The organism is Ktedonobacteraceae bacterium (assembly GCA_035653615.1).
GTDB lineage: Bacteria > Chloroflexota > Ktedonobacteria > Ktedonobacterales > Ktedonobacteraceae > DASRBN01.
Window position 1 is genome coordinate 15,858 of the sequence record DASRBN010000003.1, and the last position, 20,168, is coordinate 36,025.

Here is a 20,168-nt window from a genome sequence, read left to right on the forward strand (position 1 = left end):
TCTCTACGGGAAAGTTGTGCCCAGATTTCGAAGCACCTTATAGAACACACAATGCGCGAAAGGCGCAGAAAGAAGATTTCATGCCAAAAATCACGCGACACTCGATTAATACTACCAGCCGCCGTTCCTTTTTGCGCAACGGGCTGGCAGCAGCAGGAGCGGGCGCTCTCGGCACCGGCCTGTTTGCCAATGGCGTAACGGCCCTTGCCAGAGAAAAAAGCAGTGGCATCACCAAAGGTGACGCGGCTATTCTCCGCTTCCTGGCCGCAGCCGAGCTTATCGAAAGCGACCTGTGGCAGCAGTACAACGAACTTGGCGGCATCCAGGACAGCGAGGTTCCGGGCGGAAGTGGTAGTCCGGCCTACGTCAAGGCTCTGGAAGTGCTTGATAGTGACATGCCGCAGTACATCCACGACAATACCGATGATGAGTTCAGCCATGCTGCTTTCATCAACGCCTACCTGGTTTCCAAAGGCGCGGAGCCGGTCAACCTCGACAAGTTCCGCACGCTGCCGAGCAGTCAAGCCACCGGCGCGCAGCAGATCGGACGCCTCACCAACCTTATGCAGCTCACTGTAGATACTACCTGGTGGACACGCTATCGCAGCAGCACGGGGAATCCCGATTTCGGCGATACCTTCCCCCCGGCCGTTCCCGGTTTGTTGAAAGGCCAGTTCCCGGCCATTCCGCGTTCCGACGCCGACCTGCACCCCAAGGACCACCTGCAGGCGATTGCCAACACCGCTGGATTCCACTTCGCGTTTATCGAACAGGGGGGTACGAGCCTCTATCCCTCGTTGGCCCAGCGGGTCATCAATCCAGAAGTGCTGCGTATCCTGCTCAGCATCGGGCCAACCGAGACGGCGCACTTCCAGACCTGGCACGACAAGGCCGGTAATGCGAAGCCGCTGACCGATCCTACCAATGGGCTGGTGTTTCCCGACCTCAATTCCCCTCCCTTTGGCGGCGAGGAATTCCAGACCAACCTGATTATGCCCGAACCGACCATTTTCCTGAGCCGCAAGTTCCCGCCTGTTTCGATCATTCGCCCGACGGCGACGCAGGGAGCGGCAATGGGCGCGGTCAAGGCCTTGACGGATGATGGGCTGTTCATCGGCCAATCACGAGAGTTCTTTAATCTCCTGCACCAACTGGCACAGGCTGCAGACGCGGCGTAGCCCGCGTAGGGTTTTGCAGCGCCCCAGGGGCCTGTCATTGACCCAGGGACATGTCATTCTGAGCGCAGCGAAGAATGACATGCCTCAAGGTCAATGGCAGGCTCCCGGGCGCTGCAGGTCAGAAACCTGCACGTGTAAGTCAACCGGGACAGGGACGAGTCGCTGTCCCTACAGAACACCGGGCCATCCCAGGCCCCAATCTGTCCACGGGAGGCCCTTAATATACCAGTCGGTAGTGGTCAGACCTTCGGGATAGGTGACGGTGCGTTTCACTACACCGGGTGGGACGGCAAAGCCCGTGGGCGTGTGGCCCTGTTCGGCCAGCAGCATGCCCTCGTGCCAGATGGGACCCGCGCCATCAACGCCGATCACATTGATCATCGGCGAATTATCGTTGTTGCCCGCCCAGACACCCATCACGTAGTCGTTCGTATAGCCGATGGTCCAGTTGTCCGCGAAGTTCTGCGATGTACCGGTTTTGACAGCCGATGGATAGACGGTGCCAGGGTCGCCCGCGTAACATTGCGACTGCGTGTTGCTATACAGGTACAACATGCTGCATGCTCCGAATTCGAAGGTGCGCGCCTGGTTGTCACTGAGTACGTTGGTCATCAGGAAGGCGATTTGCGGGCTGATGACGCGGTAGCCATTGGTATCGAACAGGTAAATCAACTTTCCCTGCGTATCGTAAACCGCGCTGATCGCATGCGGCGGTACGCGCACCCCACCATCGGCAAAAACGCCGTAGGCCGCGGTCATATCCAGCAGGTGAACGCCCAGTGTTCCCAGCACCATCGTGTAGTTGGGCGTGCCGTTGTAGCTGGTGATGCCCATCTTCAGAGCAGTGTTGAGCGCGTCATCCACGCCCGTTTTATACAGCACCTTAACGGCCGGCACATTGAACGAGTTTTGCAGCGCGGCGCGAATGGAGAGCAGGCCATGATAGCTCTGATCATAGTTGTGCGGCGAATATGAGGGCAGGCCACAGCACATAGGCACACTGACCGGCGCGTCCAGCACCGGCATGCCCGGGCTTAGACCCTTTTCGAATGCGGTAGCATAGACAAAAGGCTTGAAAGCCGAGCCTGGCTGGCGATATCCCTGCGTAGCCACGTCGAACTGCCCGTACTGTCGATTGTTCGGATCGATATTGCCTAGCAGGACATTGATGGCGCCGGTGTGGAAATTGATCAAGACCTCGGCTGCATCGGTAAGATGATGGGCCGCGGACAAGGCCTGCACATTCTCCTGCGCAATCTTGAGGATCTTGTTTTGCAGCGGCAGATCAAGCGTTGTCTCTACCACCAGTCCTGACCGCGACAGGTCCGGTAGCTTGATGTGTAAGGTGTTGGCCAGTTCGTTCAGCGCGTAGTTCACAAAGTGAGGGGCCAGCGAGTTATTCACTATGCCGGGATGCAAGAAATCTGGCCTCTGTGCTTCAACGATGGCCTCGCGCTCCTGCAACGAGGTGATATATCCTTGCAGGTACATCTCGTTTAGCACCGCCCTCATACGCGTGAAAGTTGCCACCGGGTGCAAGAAAGGATTGTATAGCGTGGGATTCTGGGGGATGCCGGCCAGCATAGCCGCCTGCGCAATGTCAAGTTGCGCCGCGCCCGTAGTAGTGGATGTATCTCGCAGGTCAAAGTAGATAAATGCGGCTGCCTCGGCTCCATAGGCCTGGTTACCGTAATATGTCGTATTGAGATACATATCCATGATCTGCTGCTTGGTGTAGTAGCGGGTAGCCTCCGGGGCCAGGATGATCTCCTGGAGCTTGCGCATGATCGTATCCTGGTTGCCGACGACGACGTTTTTGATCAATTGCTGCGTGATGGTGCTACCACCAGCCACAACGCGCCCGTTTGTCACATCCGAGAGGGCGGCTCGCACGATGCCGGTAATATCATAGCCGGGATTCGTCCAGAAATTCTGGTCTTCGATGGCAATTTCAGCATGCATAAGATTTGCCGAAATGTTGTTCAGTGGCTCAGATACCTGCAGGCCCTGGTCCACGGCTTCATAGATCAAGATGTCATGTTCGTCATACATACGCAAGCTATCTCCAGGCAGCAAATCAACCAGCGTGGCGATTTTTCCCTGGTAGTGTTCGTTGACCGCGTTCGTGAAGGAGTTGTACCCGGCAAAAAAGCCCCCCGCCAGTGCCGCTACGATGATCATGGCGAAGCTCAGGGGCATGATCGACCAGCGTATGCCAACGCGATCCGTGGCCTGATATTGCTGATTGGTGCGGCGCAGATTCTTACGTTTCAAATGCCGGCGCACATACCAGCCGGCGGGATGAATGCGTTGATCCGGGAAATCGTAATGGACCCTGACTTGAGAGGAGGGCACGCGCTCATTTGGACGATCTACGAGAGGCTTGTTGTTGTTGGGTAGTAATTTAGGCACCGTGTTTGCCGACCTGTGGGTCTGCATGGCGACCTCCTTTCGCAGTCGTTACCAGGCGGGTAGATTCCATCCTGGATGGGAAGAAGAATAAAGATAAAGAGACTAATAGTAGAGAAACGGAGAGTTACCAAAGAACACATGACCAGCATTTGCTTCTAGTTAAGAACGAATTTCTGGTTGGAAAGCACTAAGCAGAACACTAACAAGCAGGTGGTTCACGAAGACCCCTGTAATATACTACGTTCGTGAGGTGCCATTCGTCGCACTTAATAAGATGTTCATTTTTGGCATTCTATAGCGATTGAATTTTTAGATATATCAATAATCTAAAACCATTTGAGCCGCCTGGTACCGGAAGGAGTATTATGATCGAGCAGATTCCGAAAAAATTGATTTGCTTAAGCCTTTTGTATTGTTCACATTGCTTAATCTGATCAGGGGTGCTATAGTAATCAAAACGATACAGCGGGTGAAAAAATCTATGCAGAGCAAGAAGAAAAAAATTCTGGTTGTCGATGATGAACCAGATATTTTAGAGTTTCTTCAGGTGATTCTGGAGGAAGAGGGATACAATGTTCTGACCTCACAGAAGGCGGAGTACCTGGAGCAACTGCATAATGGAGGGTTGCCCGATCTCATCCTGCTGGATGTGCTGCTGTCGGGCAAGGATGGCCGTGAGATCGTCAAATACCTCAAGCAGCAGGAGGAGACGAAGCACATTCCCGTCATTATGTTCTCGGCGCATCCGAGCGCCGAACAAACGGCAAAGGAAGCGGGGGCCGAGGATTTTCTCGCCAAGCCGTTCGAGATCGATGAATTGTTGGAGAAGGTGGCGAAATTTATTTAATATTACTTCTCCTGTTCGTTTGGCACCGCGTGTATTTTCTCTAATTCGGCAAGTTCCTCCTTGCCGCGTTCTTCCAGTTCGGCTTTCCATGCATCTGCGTACTGGCGCATGGTGTGTACGAGGGTGTGGGCGATGGCCAGGTTGCGAAACCATTTGTGGTTGGAGGGGACGATATACCAGGGGGCCGCGCTGGTGCTGCACCGTGATAAGGCATCTTCGTATGCCTGCTGGTAGTCGTTCCAGTACTTGCGTTCGGACCAATCGGAGGCGGAAAGCTTCCAGGCCTTATCCTTATCCTGTTCCCGCGCCTGCAGTCGCTCTGTCTGCTCATCGAAGCTGATATGCAAAAAGAATTTGAGAATGATAGTCTTGCTATTAGCGAGCAGTTGCTCAAAATGGTTGATTTCAGCGTAGCGCTGGCTCCATACTTTTTCCGGCACCAGGTTGTGGACGCGCGCTATTAGCACATCTTCATAGTGAGAACGGTTGAAAATGCCGAGCACGCCCTTGCCTGGCGTAACCTTGTGAACGCGCCACAAGAAATCATGCGCCAGTTCCTCCGGTGTCGGCTCCTTAAATGAATGCACATAGCAGCCCTGCGGATTTACATGCGAGAACACATGACGAATGGTGCCGTCCTTGCCGCTGGTATCCATTCCCTGCAAGACGATCAGCAGACTATTTTGCTGCGCCGCCGCCAGCAATTCTTGTAGCTCGCTCAGTTCTTTACTCAAATCGGCCAGTTCATCCTCAGCGTCATGGTGACTGGCATGCTTGTCCGTATAATCCGGGTCGTAATCCTGGAGATGTACCTTACTGCCCTCTTCAATCTTCCAGACGTATTTCATGTGCGTGCTCCTCCTGATGGGCGCGTTCAACAAACTATTCCTTAGAGATAACTATAGCACAAATCGCTTAAAGCAAGCTGAGAACGTGAGATTTTATCCTTGACACCCGTGCCAGGCGCTGGCTATACTTAAGACCGGACCTCTAAATTTCCCGGTATGCCAATGGTCGTATCCCTTGTGATGGAGCCAGGGGGGCTCCAGTTCAGTCGTATGCATCGGATAAGGAGATCAGATCATGCACATCAACTACCCGCGCGGCATCGTCCTCAAGCTACTCGCACCCATTGTCACACTGCTCTTCCTGCTGGTACTGACAGTCTCGCCTGCCCTGGCAAAGGCCGGCAACATCAAGGAATTTACGGTTCCCACTCCTCAAAGCTCGCCCGAAGGCGTTGTGCCCGGCCCTGATGGCAACCTGTGGTTCACTGAGAACAACGGCAACAACATCGGACGCCTCACGCCCTCCGGCAAATTCACCGAATTTCCCATCCCTACAAAGAACAGCATTCCTATTGGCATCACCCTCGGTCCCGACGGCAATTTGTGGTTCGATGAGTTCAAGGGGAACAAGATCGGACGCATCACCCCTTCCGGCCAGATAACAGAGTTTCGCATCCCGACTCCTGATAGCCGGCCCGACTTCATCATCACCGGTCCCGACGGCAACCTGTGGTTTGACGAATTCAAAGGCAACAAAATTGGCCGCATCACTACTTCTGGTCAGATCACAGAATATCCCATTCCCAGCCCAAAGAGCTTCCCCGGCTACCTCGTGCTCGGCTTCGACGGCAATCTCTGGTTCACGGAACAGACTACTGTGAAGATTGCGTACATCACTCCTAAAGGTAAGTTCAAAGAGTTTCCGGTTCCCACGCCCAAAAGCGATCCATTCGGACTCGCCCAGGGTCCCGACGGCAATCTCTGGTTCACCGAAGCCAATAAAGACAGGATTGGGCGTATCACTCCCTCTGGCCAGATCGCGGAATTTGCCATTCCCACGCCCAGCAGCGTGCCATTCGCCATCACCGCCGGACTGGATGGTAATATGTGGTTCACCGAACTGGATGGGAACAACATTGGTCGCATCACTCTCTCCGGCCAGATCACGGAATACCCCATCCCCACCGCCAGCAGCGCTCCAACCGGCATCACGCCCTACGTAGGCGGAAATATCTGGTTTGCCGAATCTGGTGGCAACAAGATTGGGCGTATTACCACACATTGATGAGCTTTGACAAGCAAATGGAACAATGCTAGAGCAAAAGGCGTTGTACGGCTCCTGGAGGACGTACCCTTGGGGTCGCCTTCCAGGAGCCGTATTCGCTTGCCTTCTAAATTTATGGCAATCGCCCAGGCGATCTCAGTACGAACCAGATGCTCAATCCACAAAATAGTACCAGCACTACCTCAATAGCCATGCCAATAATCAGGGAGTTGTAGTGCGTTTCTCCAATCTGTCCCTGCATGAAGAGCGCGTGGCTGGCAGGATTAAGGGCCATCGTATGCAAGACCAGAGCTATGGCATTGACCAGCATGACAATAAAGGCCCCCAGGCAGGCTCCTACGATGGCAGCCGTCCGCTGCCCCAAATAGCGGGTAGAGAGGCCGGCCACCATTCGTCCTGCTACAAGACTGAGAAGGAGAAGGCCCGCAAAAGCGATGAAGAAGACCAGGAAGGTCGCGGGATAGCGCACCAGCAACCCACCGAAGCCGCCGAAGATGATGAGGAGCGAGATCAGAATAAGCCCGAATACAACAGAGGGAGTGGAGCGTGTGATAGCGTATCCAACGATAGCGCAGACGGCGACGCAGGCCACAAGCGCCGAGAGATAAACAGCATCGTAGCTGAAGCGTACCAGCGGCGATGCGCTATAGGCTGCCTGGGTCAAAGGATTGCCATCTTCGAGCAGATAGAGACTGATACTGACCAGTAGTGAGACGATGAATGTGATGATGGTCGCAGCCACAGCAATCCACAGGCGCGGGCGAACGTTCTGAGTCAGTCCTTGAGAAGCCATGTAGCATTCCTCCTTATGAGCAAGTTCTGTAGCAAGTTTGCCATAAAATTCTGGCTGCCGCTACTCCTCAGATGCTGTAGTGGTTGCACTCAAGTGCCTGGATAATCAGCTCATAGGATATGCCATAAAAAACCTGTACATTGCCAGGCTCGCGCTCGGCCCCAATGGATCGCTGAACAGACCGGCACTGCCGCCCGACCAGGCATGTCCCATACCGTTGATGAGCCAGTATTCCTGAACCTTGTTCCCCGCGTTGTCGTTCCAGCGGTATACAGTATAAGAGTGACCACCTGGAACCTGGCCATCTGTAATACTGCTGGGATGGTTGAAGTCGGCGTCATAGGTGCCGTGTGAGGCGAGAAAATCTGTTTCCATCCATTGCCGCACCACCTGGGTTCCGTTGATAGGCGCGATGACAGGGTCAGATGTGCCGTGAAAAACGATGGTTGGAACGACGCGAGCATAGCTACCCATCGCGGCAAATGCGGCTTTCCCCTGCTGAATCGGGTCTGGCCCTCCCTGGAGAAATGCTCCCCCGCCGCTCTGTATAGAAGTGATAGCGCCATATTCCATTCCCGAATGGACGCCGATGGCCGCGAAGATATCAGGGTAAGTGGCACTCAGAATAACCGACATTGCGCCACCGGCAGAGATGCCCGTGACATAGATGCGACGCGGGTCAATCGTCCATTGCGTAACCCGGCCCTCGATCTGCTGCACGATTCCGGCGATAATGGCCGGTTCTCCGCTACCACGAAACTGGTTCGCCGGATCATACCAGTTCCAGCATAGATCAGCGTTGTAGATGCTCAATTGTTGCGGATAGGCGACAATAAAATTGTATTCGTCTGCCAGCCGGTTCATCTGAGTGCTGGCCGCGAAATCCTGCACCGTTTGAGTACAGCCGTGCAGCATGACGAGGAGCGGAACCGGCGTACCAGCCTGGTAGTTCGCGGGCGTGTAGACAAAATATGGGCGGCTACCGGCGGGGCCATTGTAGAGAAATTGCTGCCACTGCGAACTGCTTGCGTGCGCTCCACTGTGAACATGCGCCAGAAATGCGGCAGGCACTACAAAAATGGATAGCGAGACGATGAAAAGGCGGATACGGAAAGAAACTCCCTGGCATCCCTGGAATGTTCGGTTCAGTATACGCAATTATTATGCTCCGTCTAGTATGATCTAATGCATATTGTAGCATTGCCCATTTTTGCCGGAAAGGACTTGTGTTACGTGCGCAGGACTTCCCCCAGTTACTCTTTTGTCCACCTGGTACCCTCTGCCGTCCGTTCGAGGCGGCCTGGCGGCATATGCGCCGGAAGGAGTAAGGCATTTTCGGCCAGCGCGGCCTCTACGAGCCTTTGTCGGCTGGCGAGCGTCATATCGACATTCGCCCAACTTGCCATCCATGCCGGGTGCTCGATCTCGATGGGGTCGTGATAAAGGTCGCCCAGGCAGCAGAGCGTCTGCCCCTCTGAATGGACGCGCACGATTTGATGACCGGGTGATTCGCCGGGAGCGGCGAGAATACGAACAGCGGGAAGCAGGTCAACATCCCCCTCGACCAGTTCCAATACACCTGCCGTGCGCAGTACTCCTAGCGTGCGGCTCTCTAAAGAATCAGGGACCTTAAGCGCTTCCTGGATGTCGGGGTCTTCCCAATCTGCTCGCCCAACGAAGTAGCGGGCATTGGGGAAAGCGGGCACATAGTGTCCATCGCGCTCGATTGTCGTGCCCGAATAATGGTCGAAGTGCAGGTGGGTAATAACGACGTGTGTGATATCGCCGGGAGCAATGCCTCTTTCAAGCAGTTGATCGATCAGGCTGGGAGGCGGTGTATAGCCGGGCGGCACATAGGGCGTATTCAGCTCGACCGCGACCGCGTAGTCGCCAGCGTCGACCAGCACCGAGGCTCCTGGCAGGGCAATGTGTACGCACTGGCTGGGGAAAGACAATGGTTTTTCAAATTCGGCGGCATAGCGAGGTCGCCACTCGCTTTCAGGAACGTTCATCACTTCCGACAGTTTGAACGTCAGGTCACCGACGTTGATGATGGTGATCCGGGCGGTGCCAAGCTGGATGGTGCGGGAATAGTCAGGCATGGTATCTCCCTCACGTTCGCTACAACTTGCGGGTCGCTCGTCCACGACTACGCACCGGCGGGGGGTAGTAGGCGGGGGTGACGCTGATGATATCGCCGATGCGTACCTGCACTTGCAGGTAGCGTGTGCCTGGGCGGTGATAGTGCGCGAACAGCATCAGCACGTGGTGCGCAATCACATCGGCCTCATCCGTGTGACGCGAGAGGATCATCTGCCCCCCGATGGTCTCTTCTGCCGAAGTGACGGCCATCTCTTCTCCATCTTCTCCCAGCACCAGCTTGCGTGTCTCGCGCCGCACAAGCTGGTTCGGCCACAGCATCAGGGCAATGATACGCCCTTTCAGGCGTTGCTCGCGCAGTCGCTCGCTAAGGTAGTTGGCGAGCCTGCGAATGGCCGCGCATGTCTCATCGGCATCGGCGGCGTGGTTGAAGCGCACGCGCGCGTTCTGGCTCAGCGGTGGCGCGTCAGGTACAACCAGGCTGGTATCTTCACCCCGTGAGACGGCATAGAGCCAGCTACCTAGACGACCCAGGCGGCGGCGCAATCCCTCTTCCGTCAAAGACGCTACCTGTGCGAAGGTCGTGATGCCGAAATCTTTGAGGTGCGCGACCAGTTCAGCCACGGCCACCGCGTCGAATTGCTCGCTCTTGCCCTCGACTTCAGGTGGGCGTGAGGCATGGCTGCCATTGCCCTGTTCCGCCAGTTCCGGCAGGGCGCCCGGTACACCTGTTCCGGCGGCGCGTAATTGCAGCAGCATGGAAAGCGGCAGCGTCTGTACAAACGAGGCCTCGCGGCCAGGTGGAATATACAGCACCCCCTGCCGGCCATCTTTGCGGCTCATCAGGGCGGCCAGTTCGGCTATCGCCTTACCGTTAGCAACGCCGATCAGCGCAGTCAGGCCGATCTCCGCGATTTCCGCGCACAAGCGCTCGGCTAGCGAGACGGGCGAATCGAAAGGCAGCTCGCAGCCGCGCAGGTCAATGAAGGTATCGGCTATCGGAATCGATTCGATAATGCGTGAGTAGGCCCGGTAACGCTCGCGCAGTTGATGAAGGAACGGTTGATAGCGATCATATGAGGCCGGCAGGAAGCGTGCGCGCGGAGCCAGTCGATAGGCGCGGCGCAGCGGCATACCAGGACTGACACCTAATCGTATAGCGCCAGGCGAAGCGTCAATCACGCGTCCCGGCTCGTTTGGACGGCCAGTACCCGTACCAACTACGAAACTCTGCCCGCGCAGTGAAGGATCAAACAGCTCCTCAAGCGTGCAGTAGAAGTGACGAATGCGCACATGCATAATGCCTTGCCGCAGGCGAGCTCGTTCTGCTGCTCGAACGGCATCCGGTATATCTAACGGCCTGCCGGAGATCAAACGATCAGGCGCCGCGTCATTCGGCGTGCGTGTAGTATCAGGGGCTGGAATGTTAAGGTTATATTGATGCATCGTATTTTCTGACTCGTCTTTACTTTTAGCATGTATTATAGCGCAATATAGTACAATATAGCATATTTTTGCCTTCGCATGTTAAAGGGCGGTAGGGATGGCTCCTGCTCTGCTGTCCACCATGTATATTATATCGATCAAGGGGCATCAGAAGTTGCTTCCTTGGACTCCTTTTCATCACAGTTCCTGGATGATGCTACTATTATAACCAACGCAAGAGACGCGAAGAGTTCGCGTATCAATATCTATGTTTTATATCCACGTTACAGTATAATACCCATGAGATGATTCTGGAAACGAGAACATCATTATAGTAGGGGCAGCGGCTTGTCCCTGTCCCGTGCGTCGTGCCTGTCCTTAAGAAGAGGAGCGAAAAATGCACAATCGCGACAGATTTGACAAGTTTACCGAGCGGGCCAGGCGTGTACTGGCATACGCGCAGGAAGAGGCGCAGCATTTCCAGCACAACTATATCGGCACGGAGCATCTTTTGTTGGGGCTTGTACGTGACGGCGATGGAGTCGCGGCCAAAGTCTTGCAGGGGCTTGGTGTGGAACTGCCGAAGGTACGCGAAGCAGTTGAGTTCATTATCGGTCGTGGAGATCGCATCGTTCTGGGAGAAATCGGCCTCACCCCGCGCGCCAAGAAAGTGATAGAGCTGGCCGTGGACGAGGCGCACCGCCTGAATCATCACTATATTGGCACAGAGCATCTTCTCCTCGGGTTGGTACGCGAAGGCGAAGGAATTGCCGCCGGGGTACTGGCCAGCTTTGGCCTGAATCTGGAGCGAGTCCGCATGCAAACTTTTGCTACACTTAGCCGCGCACCTGGACGCACTCAGCAATCCCAGGAACCGCCTCAAGAAAACCAGGCGGCAGCATATGATATACCGGCTCCTCTGGATGATCAGGGGAAGCGCTCCACTTCCTATTCAGGAAGTGCCGAAGATGGATTTACCGACCAGGGGAAGCGCGTACTCGCTTATGCGCAGGAAGAAGCCCATCGCTTCCAGCACAATTACATCGGTACGGAACACCTGTTACTCGGCTTGATACGCGAACAGGAGGGTATCGCAGCACGGACTCTACAAAATCTTGGCGTTAGTCTAGATAAAGTGCGTAGCTCGGTGGAATTCATTATCGGTCGTGGAGATCGCGTCGTTCTGGGAGAAATCGGCCTCACCCCGCGCGCCAAGAAAGTGATTGAGTTGGCCGTTGACGAGGCGCGCCGCATGAATCACCCCTACATCGGAACCGAACACCTGCTGCTCGGCTTGTTAGAGGAAGGTCAGGGTATCGCTGCAGGCGTACTGCAAAGCCTGGGCCTCAATCTGGACAAAGTGCGCAGAGAGACGCTACGACTACTTCATGAACAAGAATCGTGAGGGCAGCCGTGTCATTCTGAGCGCAGCGAAGAATCTTTATTAGCAAAACTGGCCATTCGAGTGGTTCAGTTGTGTCATTCCCGGTTGTGGTTGGTAAAGTTCATCATCGGCCAGCGCCACAGGCATTCCCGTAGGTCCCGATTTATCGTGGACATCGCCGATTGATCGGCCAGCGCCGGATTATGACGCATCAGTACAATAATTAGTAAGAAGCCACCAATAAATAGTTGGCAAAAGATATGTTACGTGGGAGGGATGTGGATGGAAAGCCAGAAAACCGCAACTACGGAAAACAGCGTACAGAGCAACAGCTCAGTCACCGCCCAGGATGCCAGGAGTCTATCGCAGGAGCTACCGGAAAACGAACAGACTGTCGATCTCGTTCAGGAATCTATGAAAGGCAGCAACGAGGGCGGGATGGATAGAAACGGGTGGCAAGGGAGTGAAGGCGATGAGAGCCGCGTGGCGGGTACAGCAGCGCTGGCAATGATGCTAGGGCAACTGGTAGGTTATTTCAGCGGAAAGGCCGATGCCGATGACCTGGACGTACTCAGCTTCAGCCTTCATCACCTGTTCTGCCGCCTCGATCTCCTTTTCCGCGGGGCCTTGCCAGCTTTGATGCAGCTGCCAAAGCCAGACGAACGCCCCATAGAGACATCGCCTGCTGCCTGTCCTCGCCAACAGTACTGGAAGCAGCTCCATATCATCAATCGCGCCCTTGACCGCATGGAACCGCTTTGTCAGTTGCTCAGCGATGCTACAGAATGTATTCTCGATGCTTTTGATAGCTCTATTTCCGTGATACTTGCGACCGGTGCTGAGCAGCCACAAACACCATCTCTCCAGGCTGCACCTGTAGGAACAGCGCCTGGTGCCTGTCCGCCCCGCGAGGAACAAGACTGGCCGCATATGATCGATCAAGAACACTGGCAGCAGGCTCTTACAACAATTACGGAAAGCCTGATACATTGGGAAGAGTGCTACCAGAACAATGTTTCTTTCGCCACGCAATTTGTCCACCTGCCGGCTATAGCGCCCTCCTCACTCGCTCAGCTCGATAGCGCTTTTGCTACGTTGCTGGATTGCGGCGGAGCCATTTTTGGCGATATTTTGCCTTCATTCCGCACTACTTCCCAGATTGATGATACTGTCATCGCGGCCCTATTGTTCGACTTGATGCAGCAGTCTGACCAGTTACTGGTACAGTTCGAAATCACGCTTGAACCCATCAGCGCCTTGCTACAACAATTCTCTATACGTAATGCCACAGTGTGAGTTTCCGACGCGGGAGACGTATCTTAACCATAAACAGGCTCTTTTAACACGATTGTAACCGCAATCAAGCACTTTTCCCAACGTCCGCTCCGTAACATTAAGTAGTAATAACTACAACTATAGAGAACCATATCAAGGAGCCGTAGGATGGGCAATGAAGCTACTTCTCCTCTTTTGAAGGATCAGGCAATCAATGCCTATGTATATGAAACAGTAGATACATCTTCTGATGTTGTAACTGCCTTCGAACGCATTCTAACGACCTATGCTGATCCTGTGGCTCTGGTAGTTATTACTCTTGCCTACGAGAATGAAGAGAAGGCTGCCTTCGAACATACAAGGATGACCCGGCATAGTACCGATCATCTGATGCAGAACCTGCGCCCGCTCGTGCGCAAAACCGATCACGCTTTTCTCCTCGATCACCGCATGTATTTCCTCTTGTTGGGCGCTAATGAGCAAGGGGGACAAATTGTACAGAGCCGCCTCTGGGAAGCCCTGCTCTGGCGCGTCCACAATATGACGGGGAGAGAAGTTGTACGCCCGCGTGCTATGTCCATCGGCTACAGCGCTTATCCTGGCACTGCTGCCAGCATCCCTGACTTTCTAGAGGAAGCGAGCAATGCGCGTATGCGCTTCGACCTGCTGCCCGAAAAAACTACCCGTAAGACTGGTGCCCGGCAATCGCGGCACTCCTTGCTGCAAGCAGAGAACGATGAGGAACTACCCGCCCTGGCACGCAAACTTGGCATTCCTTACCTTACGCTCCTGCCAAACAAATTGCCGCATGGCTTACAGAACATCGTCAACCCTAAGCTCGCCCATGAATTGCACTGCTACCCCCTTGGGCGCGAGCGCAATATGCTTACCGTCGCGATGCTCAACCCTCAAGATCGCTCCGCCCTGGATCGCTTGCACCAGGAAACCGGATTGCATATCTTCCCTGTTCTGGCGCATCCCCATGCATTAGAAACTGCTCTAGAACAATTGGTGTGAAAAACGTTTGAAGCTTCTCCAATCTACTGTTATAATTGGGCAGGGTGCCACCGGGTGTGAGACCCGTATTTTTCTGTTGTATCAAATGTGGTGAAAGGATACATTCCTGATGAGAATTCTCGTTACAGGTGGAGCCGGTTTTATTGGCTCGCACATTGTTGATCAATATATAGCAGCCGGTCACGAGGTCAGTATTGTCGATAATCTGTGGCACGAAGGGGGAGGCAAAAAGGTCAATATCAATCCTGAAGCCCGATTCTTCCAGGCTGATATTACCGACGAAGCCCGCCTGCAATCCATCTTCGATGAGGTGCGCCCAGAGATTGTCTGCCACCAGGCCGCGCAGCATAGCGTATCGATCTCTACGAAATATCCTCAACTCGATGCGCGTGTCAACGTCCTTGGTTTACTCAACGTCCTCACGAACTGCGCGCGTGTCGGAACGCGCAAGATCATCTTCGCCTCATCCGGCGCCACCTATGGCACCCCTACGCATCTACCCATCAATGAGGAAACGCCGCAACGCCCCGAGTCGCCCTATGGCATCACCAAGATGGTAACGGAACACTACCTGCGTTACTGGCAAGATGCCTACGGTCTCAACTATACTGCGCTGCGCTACGGAAATGTCTATGGCCCGCGCCAGGACCCCAATGGAGAAGCCGGTGTAATAGCGATCTTTGCCAAACGCTTCCTCAAGCATGAGCCGGTGCGCATTGACTGGGACGGCGAACAGCAGAAAGATTATGTCTACGTCGAAGATGTAGCCCACGCCAACCTGCTGGCAATCGACCACGGCGATAACGATATCTTCTGCGTTGCCACCGGCCACGGCACTTCCGTTAACGAGATCTATCGCATCCTGGTGCAGATCACGCATTACGAACCGGAGATCGTGCGCGCTCCCAAGCGTCCCGGCGATATCTACCTGGCCCATTTCGATTGCAGCAAGGCCGCGCGCATCCTTGGCTGGCAGCCTGAAGTATCGATAGAGCAGGGCATCGAGCGCACCGTTGATTTCTTCCGCGAACACCCGGACTTTTGAGCAGCTGGAAAATGACGACCTTCCGCTATGCTACTGAACTACTGGCTCGTTATCCCGGTGTCGTGGGCGGCGTTATCCTGGCATCGGGCATGACCAATGGTCCAACGCCGCCAGGCTTGCTGGCCGCATTTCAAGCTGAACAGCAAGCCGTGCTGAATCGTCTCGGCGACACACCTTTGAGCCAACTTCCCGCGCTGGCGGCGTGGCGAAGCGCCTTTCGCGGCTTCGGCGTAGACCCGACACAGTATCGAAGCGCTGCCGAATCATTGCTGCGCCGTTTGACCAAAAAAGGCGATATTCCGAGCATCAATTTGCTGGTCGATCTTGGAAACCTGGTCAGCATTCGCTACGCCTTGCCGGTGGCAGTCTTCGATACGCGGGCCTTACAGGGAGCGGTGACAGTTCATTTTGCCGGCGGCTCCGAACGTTATACAACGTTGGGTGAGAGCGAAGTAGACCATCCAGAGCCGGGCGAGGTTGTATTCTCGGATGAAACCGGGCTGGTAATCGCGCGCCGCTGGTGCTGGCGGCAGAGCGATCAAAGCGCGGCCCAGGAAGATACGACCGCCGCGATCATTACAGTCGAGGCGCATCACTCGAACGGGCGCCGGGATGTTGAGGCCGCGCTGCATGATCTGCTGGCGCTGCTGGAAGAGTACGCGGGCGGGAGGTTTAAAGCAGGGATACTGGATAGAGAGAATCCGCTGATTTCGGATGCTCTGTAATGTATGTCAGCTTCTCGCACTCCTCACTACTTTGCAAAAAAGAGTGTGCCCTACTGTTAAGAGAAAACTCAATTCGTTCCTGCCAGCGCCAGCGTCTGCGCATAGGCGCGCACCACTTCGCGCATATGTCGCGTAATCACATGGGTGAGAATCATGTGCGCGTCCTCTTCCTGCTCGATGTTCTGGCCGGGGGCAAGTACATAGGCGTCGACGATATCCTTCAGCTTGCCACCTTTTGCGCCCAGCAGGCCGATGGTTGCGGCACCCGTGCGTCTCGCCAGCTGCATAGCGTTAATCACATTCGGCGAGTTGCCGCTGGCACTGATACCGAGCGCGATATCACCAGCTTCGATCATGTTCGCCAGCTGCTCGGCAAAGATATGTTCGTATGCCGTATCGTTGCTCCAGGCGGTAATCAATGGCACGTGATCGGTTAAGGAAATGGCTTTGAGACGTGGGGCACCGGCTGTAATCGTGTTCTTCGAGAGATCAAGCGCGAAGTGTGAGGCTGTAGCCGCGCTGCCGCCATTGCCCATAATAAAAATGCGGTGCCCGTTATAATATGCCTCCTCCAGCAACAGGAAGACCTGCTCAAGATGGGGTAGCGATATTGCTCGCATCATCTGCTCGAGTTCATTGAAGTACTGCTTAACGGTTTCCAAAGATTACTTCCCCCTTAACAATTTACTAGGAAATCAAGGCCGGCGCGTTTGCAGCTGCGGCGATTGCTCGTCAGGCACTTGAGAATCTTCCAGTTTCGTCAGTTTTGGCTCTGTATAGGGTTCAACCCAGTGCGGGCTGAAGCTGGCAACATTGAGTATAACCGAGGCCCCCTGATGATCGAAGCGGAAATTCATGCGCTTCAATCCGCGGTTCTCCAGCACAGTCGTCACCGTATCCTGGTGTTCTTCGGGGCAATAGAGCATCAAGAAGCCCCCGCCTCCGGCGCCGGTGATCTTACCTGCTGCCGCGCCATGCTCCAGCGCCATCGCGTAGCATTCGTCGATGAAGCCCGTTGACAGGCCTGGTGCTAGACGCCGCTTCTCCTGCCACGAATAGTGCAGCAGTCGCGCGAACTCGTCCAGATCGCCCCGCTCCAGGCATGCCTGCACATCGATTGCCACCTGCTTAATGTTGTGCAGCGCCTGCAGCACAGCGTCATCGCGTTCTTCCGTGGATTTGCGCTGGTGCTTCAAAATCGAGGTCGATTCGCGCGAACTGCCTGTAAAGAACAGCATCAGACGCCTCTCGAGCGTCTGCTGAACATCGCGCGCAATCTTGATTGGTTCGACTGTAACGCCGCTACTGGTGAAAGTGATTTTATTCAGGCCACCAAAGGCTGAAGCGTATTGATCCTGCTTGCCGATCGGCATACCCATCTTCGAAATCTCGATATAGGAGGCGAGTTCCGCCACCTGCTGTTTGGTCATCGGTTGCTCGAGCAGGGTAGAGATCGCGCGCACCATGGTCACGGCGGCGGCGCTCGATGAGCCTAATCCGGTGCCGGGAGGCACCTCGCTAGCAACAAAGAGATTGATACCGCGGCGAATACCGAAATGATGCAGAATAGCCTTGGGAAGAGCAAGATCACCATTCCAGAAGAGATCATTATAGGGTGAGTGGCGAAACAGTGAGCGGTAATCAGCAGAGATAACCTGGAGATCATCGGATTCATCGGTAGTAATAATGGCATAGAAATATTTATTAATAGCAGTGCTTACAACTATACCGCCATATTTAGCGTAATATGCTTCGAGGTCGGTCCCACCTCCACCAAAACTGATGCGCATCGGGGCTCTAGCAATTAGCATACATTCGTTCTCCTACACAGATGCCACAGTCTCCAGGGACAGCGCCTTGTGCCTGTCCTTTGCCCAGAACGGAAATATTTCTTCCAGGACAACTTGCGGTCGCCCTGGAAGAAATCTCGTATTGTTCTCTGAACGGGAATGGAAGAAATCGCATTCCTATCCATATATTACGCTACAGGTTGGCGCATAGCTTCAATTAGTACTTTTGCGACCTCTGGGCGTGAAAATTCGCGCGGTGGAATCTCTCCTGCCTGCAACATCTGGCGCACCTTTGTGCCGCTCAACGTGACATGTTGATCATTACCGTGCGGGCAGGTCTTTGCCGAGGCCATCGAATCGCAGGCGCGGCAGAAGAAGGTGTGGTCGAAGAACATCGGTGTAATGCCAAGCTTCGCCGGGTCGAATTCTGAAAAGATGTGGTGAGCGTCATAGGTGCCGTAGTAGTTGCCCACACCGGCATGGTCGCGCCCAACGATGAAATGCGAGCATCCATAGTTCTTACGCATCAATGCATGGAAGACGGCTTCTCGCGGCCCTGCATAGCGCATGGCGGCGGGAAGGACGCCCAGGACGACGCGGTTCGCCGGATAATAGTTCTCCAGCAGCACTTCATAGCAGCGCATGCGCACATCGGCGGGAATATCGTCGCCCTTGGTATCTCCTACCAGCGGATGCAGGTACAGGCCGTCGACGGTCTCAAGCGCGCACTTCTGGATATATTCATGCGCGCGATGAACAGGATTGCGCGTCTGGAAGCCTACAACACGCTTCCAGCCACGCTCGGCAAAGATCTGGCGCGACTGCGTGGGCGTGAAACGATATTTGGCAAAAGCCTGGTTTTGCAACGCCACAACCCGTACCGGCCCGCCCAGCAGCACATCGCCCTGCTGGTAAAGGACTTTTACGCCGGGATGCGCGTCTTCGGTCGTGCGATAGACCTTGCTGGCCTCGTGCTCCTTATCATAACCAAATTTCTCCTGAATGGTCATGACGGCCTGTAGGGTTCCTTCTGCATTGACCAGCGCTACCTGTGAGCCTTCTTTGAGCGAAGCTGCCTGCTCCGTACTGGTAGCAAGCGTGATCGGCACCGACCATGGCAGGCCATTGCCCAGGTGCATGTCGTTGACGACGCCCAGGTAATCAGCGCGGTTCATAAAGCCGCCGAGGGGGCTGTAAGCGCCGTTGGCCAGCATTTCCAGGTCGGCCAGCTGGCGCGAGCCTACTTCTATGCGCGGCAGGCTTCTTGCGCGCTCCTGCAATTCGGCGCGTTCCTGCTCGCCTGCCATGTTCACTACCAGTTCTCCTCCGTGAGGAGCGATCAATCCATTTATCATACGTTTAACACCTTTTTTCTAGTGAAGTGTGATAACCCTGTCAAACTCTCTAATCTGGTCTCTACAATTTACAGGTAGCCCAGGGCCGCCAGGCGGTCGGTGACGACTTTGGCATCCTCTTCGGGCATCTCTTCCGGTTCCAGATAGCCCAGTTCTTCCAGCTTGGCAAAGATGCGCGTAACGCTCTCTTCAACGGTTTCCTTATCGGTTTCGACGATCAACTCGGGGTTCTCCGGCTCCTCGTAAGGATCATCAACGCCGGTAAAGCCCTTGATCTTGCCTTCGTCGACCAGCTTGTACAGGCCTTTTACGTCGCGCTGGCGGCAAACCTCGATGGGGCATTTGACATACACTTCGACAAAATTGCCGATTTCTTTACGCGCCCATTCGCGTGCCTCGCGATAGGGAGCGATGGCGGCGGAAATACAAATCACGCCATTGCGCGTCAGCAGACTACAAACGAAAGCGATGCGTTTGATATTGGTATCGCGATCCTCGCGGCTAAAGCCAAGGCCCTTGCTCAGGTGCGTGCGCACAATATCGCCGTCCAACACTTCAACGTTGCGACCGCGCTCGCGCAGGCGCTTCTCGATGACATCAGAAAGGGTGCTTTTGCCTGATCCAGAAAGCCCTGTGAACCAGATGGTAAAACCGGTATTTGCCATGTATGTGTTATTCTCCTCTACTTACAAAGCCGATCAATCGGCGGTGGGCGCGATGAATCGGCCCCTACGATATTTCATTTTCGC

17 protein-coding genes and 1 pseudogene are annotated in these 20,168 nt (G+C 54.7%); 8 read left to right on the forward strand and 10 right to left on the reverse strand.

What is annotated here, in order from left to right; translation table 11 throughout:
- The first annotated feature begins 80 nt into the window (after window positions 1-80).
- The gene (locus VFA09_01600) at window positions 81-1,178 is read left to right on the forward strand and encodes a ferritin-like domain-containing protein (protein ID HZU65946.1); all 1,098 of its coding nucleotides are present in this window, start codon (window positions 81-83) and stop codon (window positions 1,176-1,178) included.
- 168 nt (window positions 1,179-1,346) lie between these two features.
- Here the strand turns inward: VFA09_01600 and VFA09_01605 are convergent, their stop codons facing one another.
- A complete protein-coding gene (locus tag VFA09_01605; GenBank protein HZU65947.1) occupies window positions 1,347-3,617 on the reverse strand; it encodes a transglycosylase domain-containing protein in 2,271 nt (756 codons plus the stop codon).
- A gap of 454 nt (window positions 3,618-4,071) precedes the next feature.
- Here VFA09_01605 and VFA09_01610 point away from each other — a divergent pair, with 454 nt between their 5' ends.
- Window positions 4,072-4,437: a response regulator gene (locus tag VFA09_01610; GenBank protein ID HZU65948.1), complete on the forward strand. Its 366-nt coding sequence runs from the start codon at window positions 4,072-4,074 to the stop codon at window positions 4,435-4,437.
- Window positions 4,438-4,439: 2 nt separating this feature from the next.
- Here VFA09_01610 and VFA09_01615 read toward each other — a convergent pair whose 3' ends face one another.
- Entirely contained in the window at window positions 4,440-5,285 is an 846-nt protein-coding gene (locus VFA09_01615) for a PPK2 family polyphosphate kinase (protein HZU65949.1), read from the reverse strand.
- 235 nt (window positions 5,286-5,520) lie between these two features.
- On the opposite strand from VFA09_01615, the gene VFA09_01620 reads away from it, so the two are divergent.
- Window positions 5,521-6,510 carry a Virginiamycin B lyase gene (locus VFA09_01620; protein HZU65950.1) on the forward strand — a complete coding sequence of 330 codons (990 nt, stop codon included), beginning with the start codon at window positions 5,521-5,523 and terminating at the stop codon, window positions 6,508-6,510.
- 112 nt (window positions 6,511-6,622) lie between these two features.
- On the opposite strand, the gene VFA09_01625 is transcribed toward VFA09_01620, so the two are convergent.
- From VFA09_01625 to VFA09_01640, 4 genes are all read right to left on the reverse strand, one after another.
- A complete protein-coding gene (locus VFA09_01625; GenBank protein HZU65951.1) occupies window positions 6,623-7,303 on the reverse strand; it encodes a hypothetical protein in 681 nt (226 codons plus the stop codon).
- Between the two features lie 105 nt (window positions 7,304-7,408).
- The gene (locus VFA09_01630; GenBank protein HZU65952.1) at window positions 7,409-8,461 is read right to left on the reverse strand and encodes a PHB depolymerase family esterase; all 1,053 of its coding nucleotides are present in this window, start codon (window positions 8,459-8,461) and stop codon (window positions 7,409-7,411) included.
- 95 nt (window positions 8,462-8,556) lie between these two features.
- Window positions 8,557-9,405: an MBL fold metallo-hydrolase gene (locus VFA09_01635; GenBank protein ID HZU65953.1), complete on the reverse strand. Its 849-nt coding sequence runs from the start codon at window positions 9,403-9,405 to the stop codon at window positions 8,557-8,559.
- Window positions 9,406-9,424: 19 nt separating this feature from the next.
- Window positions 9,425-10,849 (reverse strand): hypothetical protein, encoded by a 1,425-nt coding sequence (locus VFA09_01640; GenBank protein ID HZU65954.1) that lies wholly within the window; start codon window positions 10,847-10,849, stop codon window positions 9,425-9,427.
- 376 nt (window positions 10,850-11,225) lie between these two features.
- Between VFA09_01640 and VFA09_01645 the strand changes: the two genes are divergently transcribed.
- From VFA09_01645 to VFA09_01665, 5 genes are all read left to right on the forward strand, one after another.
- The gene (locus tag VFA09_01645) at window positions 11,226-12,233 is read left to right on the forward strand and encodes a Clp protease N-terminal domain-containing protein (GenBank protein ID HZU65955.1); all 1,008 of its coding nucleotides are present in this window, start codon (window positions 11,226-11,228) and stop codon (window positions 12,231-12,233) included.
- A gap of 261 nt (window positions 12,234-12,494) precedes the next feature.
- Entirely contained in the window at window positions 12,495-13,508 is a 1,014-nt protein-coding gene (locus VFA09_01650) for a hypothetical protein (GenBank protein HZU65956.1), read from the forward strand.
- 147 nt (window positions 13,509-13,655) lie between these two features.
- On the forward strand, window positions 13,656-14,504 hold the full coding sequence (locus VFA09_01655; protein HZU65957.1) for a hypothetical protein: 849 nt from the start codon (window positions 13,656-13,658) through the stop codon (window positions 14,502-14,504).
- 109 nt (window positions 14,505-14,613) lie between these two features.
- Window positions 14,614-15,549, forward strand: a complete 936-nt coding sequence (locus VFA09_01660) for an NAD-dependent epimerase/dehydratase family protein (protein ID HZU65958.1) — start codon at window positions 14,614-14,616, stop codon at window positions 15,547-15,549.
- Between the two features lie 11 nt (window positions 15,550-15,560).
- Complete coding sequence (locus VFA09_01665; GenBank protein ID HZU65959.1) at window positions 15,561-16,274, forward strand: phenylalanine--tRNA ligase beta subunit-related protein; 714 nt, start codon at window positions 15,561-15,563, stop codon at window positions 16,272-16,274.
- A 68-nt stretch (window positions 16,275-16,342) separates the two neighbouring features.
- On the opposite strand, the gene VFA09_01670 is transcribed toward VFA09_01665, so the two are convergent.
- From VFA09_01670 to cysC, 4 genes and pseudogenes are all read right to left on the reverse strand, one after another.
- Window positions 16,343-16,936, reverse strand: coding sequence for an SIS domain-containing protein (locus VFA09_01670; GenBank protein HZU65960.1), 594 nt, complete (start codon window positions 16,934-16,936; stop codon window positions 16,343-16,345).
- 33 nt (window positions 16,937-16,969) lie between these two features.
- A complete protein-coding gene (locus VFA09_01675; protein ID HZU65961.1) occupies window positions 16,970-18,085 on the reverse strand; it encodes a hypothetical protein in 1,116 nt (371 codons plus the stop codon).
- A gap of 167 nt (window positions 18,086-18,252) precedes the next feature.
- On the reverse strand, window positions 18,253-19,419 hold the full coding sequence (gene sat, locus VFA09_01680) for a sulfate adenylyltransferase (protein HZU65962.1): 1,167 nt from the start codon (window positions 19,417-19,419) through the stop codon (window positions 18,253-18,255).
- A gap of 68 nt (window positions 19,420-19,487) precedes the next feature.
- Window positions 19,488-20,090: pseudogene (gene cysC, locus VFA09_01685) on the reverse strand (adenylyl-sulfate kinase).
- Window positions 20,091-20,168: the final 78 nt, after the last annotated feature.

Coding starts and splice junctions, on each gene's coding strand:
- VFA09_01600 (HZU65946.1), top strand. CDS start 81: ATGCCAAAAATCACGCGACACTCGATTAATACTACCAGCCGCCGTTCC.
- VFA09_01605 (HZU65947.1), bottom strand. CDS start 3,617: ATGCAGACCCACAGGTCGGCAAACACGGTGCCTAAATTACTACCCAAC.
- VFA09_01610 (HZU65948.1), top strand. CDS start 4,072: ATGCAGAGCAAGAAGAAAAAAATTCTGGTTGTCGATGATGAACCAGAT.
- VFA09_01615 (HZU65949.1), bottom strand. CDS start 5,285: ATGAAATACGTCTGGAAGATTGAAGAGGGCAGTAAGGTACATCTCCAG.
- VFA09_01620 (HZU65950.1), top strand. CDS start 5,521: ATGCACATCAACTACCCGCGCGGCATCGTCCTCAAGCTACTCGCACCC.
- VFA09_01625 (HZU65951.1), bottom strand. CDS start 7,303: ATGGCTTCTCAAGGACTGACTCAGAACGTTCGCCCGCGCCTGTGGATT.
- VFA09_01635 (HZU65953.1), bottom strand. CDS start 9,405: ATGCCTGACTATTCCCGCACCATCCAGCTTGGCACCGCCCGGATCACC.
- VFA09_01640 (HZU65954.1), bottom strand. CDS start 10,849: ATGCATCAATATAACCTTAACATTCCAGCCCCTGATACTACACGCACG.
- VFA09_01645 (HZU65955.1), top strand. CDS start 11,226: ATGCACAATCGCGACAGATTTGACAAGTTTACCGAGCGGGCCAGGCGT.
- VFA09_01650 (HZU65956.1), top strand. CDS start 12,495: ATGGAAAGCCAGAAAACCGCAACTACGGAAAACAGCGTACAGAGCAAC.
- VFA09_01655 (HZU65957.1), top strand. CDS start 13,656: ATGGGCAATGAAGCTACTTCTCCTCTTTTGAAGGATCAGGCAATCAAT.
- VFA09_01660 (HZU65958.1), top strand. CDS start 14,614: ATGAGAATTCTCGTTACAGGTGGAGCCGGTTTTATTGGCTCGCACATT.
- VFA09_01665 (HZU65959.1), top strand. CDS start 15,561: ATGACGACCTTCCGCTATGCTACTGAACTACTGGCTCGTTATCCCGGT.
- VFA09_01675 (HZU65961.1), bottom strand. CDS start 18,085: ATGCTAATTGCTAGAGCCCCGATGCGCATCAGTTTTGGTGGAGGTGGG.
- sat (HZU65962.1), bottom strand. CDS start 19,419: ATGATAAATGGATTGATCGCTCCTCACGGAGGAGAACTGGTAGTGAAC.